The sequence below is a fragment of the Chryseobacterium gilvum genome, from assembly GCF_025628965.1.
Lineage (GTDB): Bacteria > Bacteroidota > Bacteroidia > Flavobacteriales > Weeksellaceae > Chryseobacterium > Chryseobacterium gilvum.
This window is the reverse complement of record NZ_JAOTEN010000009.1, coordinates 1-3,299: the sequence shown is the minus strand read 5'-3', so window position 1 is coordinate 3,299 and position 3,299 is coordinate 1. Positions and strand designations below refer to the sequence as shown.

Annotated in this window: 2 protein-coding genes; both read left to right on the top strand. The window is 30.0% G+C overall.

Annotated features, from left to right (window positions below; genetic code table 11):
- Nucleotides 1-7: 7 nt before the first annotated feature.
- Nucleotides 8-136 (top strand): T9SS type A sorting domain-containing protein, encoded by a 129-nt coding sequence (locus tag N0B16_RS14180; RefSeq protein WP_497006663.1) that lies wholly within the window; start codon nt 8-10, stop codon nt 134-136.
- Nucleotides 137-143: 7 nt separating this feature from the next.
- Nucleotides 144-3,299 (top strand): hypothetical protein (locus tag N0B16_RS14100; protein WP_262991579.1); only part of this gene is annotated, 3,156 nt, incomplete at its 3' end.

Sequence of the window (3,299 nt, the reverse complement as noted above, 5' to 3'; positions counted from 1 at the left end):
AAGACAGCTGCAGAGTTTAAAAACCAAGAATAAAGTGACGAAGATCAATACCCAGAACCTGATTCAGGGCGCTTATCTTATCACTATAAAAACCGATTCCAACAAGACCGCAAATGCGAAAATTATTAAAAAATAACATACAGATGAAAAAGATTATTACAATACTAATATTTTATAATTTTATACAAATATTTTCTCAAGTAAACCCTACTATTTCTACAAATCTCCCAGCAATTATTCCGCCGTCTCCAACGGTATCATCTTTGATGAAATTTCAAGAAATCCCTGTTAATAATTATACAGGAATTCCTGATATTTCTATCCCGCTTACACAGTTATCTACACATTCCAATAATATACCTGTAGATATATTTATTAAGTATCACCCTGCAAATGTAAAAGCAGAAAATACTGCTGGAGAAGTAGGTTTAGGCTGGACAGTTTTTGCAGGAGGAACGATCTCAAGAGTAGTAAGAGGGTTGCCAGATGAAGAGCTTGTAATGGCTTCTACTCATACATCAGGTAAAGTAGGAATATATCATAATAATATACAAAACCATAAAAATATATATTACCAATTTGTTCAAGATCCTTTATCGTACGAATTAAATAATCCTGAAATTTCAAATGAATATTATTGGGAAACTGTTGAAAATGGAAAATATGATACAGAACATGACTTATGGCAGTTTAATTTCATGGGTAACTCGGGCAGTTTTTTCATAAAAAAAGAAGATAATTTACTCAAAATAGAACCATTAGATGATTATAGAATAAAGATTGAAAGTCAATATGCTACAATAAATAATCAAGAGTTTACACCAACCGGGTTCACAGTTTATGATGATAAAGGATACAAATATGTTTTTGATGTTTTTGAAACAACACAACGATCTGTCGATATAGAAAATTTAACGATGATAATGTCTGACTATGTTACAAATTCTAGTCATAGTAATGATCACTCTTTTAGGAGTTCCTTTCATCTCACAAAAGTTATTGACCCGAATAATAAAACTGTTTTTGATATTGAGTATGATGAAAGAGTTCTCATTGAAAGCAATTTACAGAAGAATCTCACTATAAATGATTATGGAAATAATACGGATCCATTAAAATATAGCAATTGTTGGTCAGAAATGGGCCCTTTACAAACCAAAACTGTGAGTAATTCTATAATCAATGTCAAAAAAATAAAATATATAAATATTCCACAACAGGCAAAAATAGAATTTATGTATTCTATTGGCAGATCCGATACAAATGTAAATCCTGGTTCTACATTTTTAAGAGAAATTAAACTCGTAGACTCATTTAACAAATTAATTTATAAATATGTTTTTGATTACGATTATAATTCAATCACTTATAATAGAATGTTTTTAAAAAGTATTACGAAAACTTATTCTGGAAATTCTAACTCTGAAAAACATGAATTCTTTTATAAACGAAACATTCCTACGGGACTTCCTGCAAATATTGGAAAAGACTATTGGGGCTATTTTAATGCCTTTAGCTTTGAAAATTGTAGTTCTCAAGATATAACGTTTATGAGAGAGCCATCTCCCTCGGTCAGCACACTTGATTTACTGCAAAAGATAAAATATCCAACAGGAGGATCTTCAATTTTTAAATTTGAAACTAATGAATATTCATTTGTAGGTGATGAACCTATTACTGATTTTAGTAGCAATCCTAACATTACTTTTTTAGGCATTGATAATTATAATTTTGTTTATAACAATAATAATTATCAATTAATTCCTATGCATAATAAAGATAGAAAGGTCGTAATTTATACAAATATTGTCTTACCAAATGATCCAAATACATGGACAAGAAATATTTTTTTATCAAAAATCACTAATGGTAATATAACACCCGTTGGTACAATATACTGCGTAGAACCCAATGGCAATTGTTGCTTTGAATTTATTTTAGAGAAAAATGTACAATATGCTTTTAAAAGAAATAATTTTGATACTACATATCATGATACAGATAATCTAAGCATACATTATTATGAAATAAATAATAACAATAAATTTTTATATGGAGGGGGAAATAGAATTTCGAAGATTGGTTATTTTACTAATGACATCCCACAAGATTATTATGATTCGCCTAACGTTATAATTCCAGGAATACAAAAACAGTATTCTTATAAAATGCCTGAAGATTCAACAAAAAGCAGTGGATCTTTGGTTTTTGGAAAACCTAAGTTTGAAGAATATCGTTTTGTTAAACAAAATGGTACTATTTGCGCAAAATTACCTTATTCAAGTTGTCTTTCTTATAGTGGTATTTCCAGTTACTTGTCAAAAAATATAACTAGTAACCAGGAAATTGTAAGTACTCAAGGAGCAGATGTAGGATATAAATATGTAAAAGAGGAACAGATTGGGTTGGGATCTAAAGAGCAATTTTTTACAAGTCCGATTGATTACCCTGAACAGGAGCTTATTACTTATACAAAACCCTATTTGCCAGCTAAAAATATTGATTATAAAAGAGGTCTGTTATTAAAAGAAAGAGTTAATGATAACTTTGGAAGAGTTTTAAATGAGACATCTAATACCTACGATTTTATTAATTATGAAAAACTTTATGGGTATCGTTTTAATAAACCTGACGCAATCTCTTTTCAAGGAAGACTAGAAAATCATACATATTCAGCTTTTAAAACATGGAAGGAATCATCACAATTATTTGTAACAAGTAGTTCAGGACCTGGATGTAGCGGAAATTCTAGTTTTAATAGCTTTAGTCAGACAAATTTAGGCATCCCAAAGGATGATATTGATTATTATCCTCTTATCCAAGCATTCGGTTGGTCAAGATTATCATTAAAACAAACCAAAAATTACTCCTACGAAAATGGTAATCAGAGAGTTTTAGAACAAAATGAATCTTTTGAATATAACCCGATAAATAAAAATATCTCACAACATATATTGACAACATCAGATGGAGATCAGATAAAAACGAAATATTTCTACCATGATGGAAATTCTGTCTTTTCCCAAAATAGAATTTCTGAGATTGAGAAAATAGAAAGTTATAAAAATGGAAAATTGTTAGATACAAAAAAAATTAATTATAACAGTAACTGGCAAGATAATGTTGCAATTCTTCCTCAAGAAATTCAGAATTCTTTCGGAAGTGAAGTATTGCAAACAGAAGTCACCTACGACCGCTACGACAGCAAAGGCAATTTGCAGCAGTATACGACGAAGGATGGTATTTCCACGGCTATTGTCTGGGGGTATAATTCTACCCAGCCGATTGCCAAGGTAGAG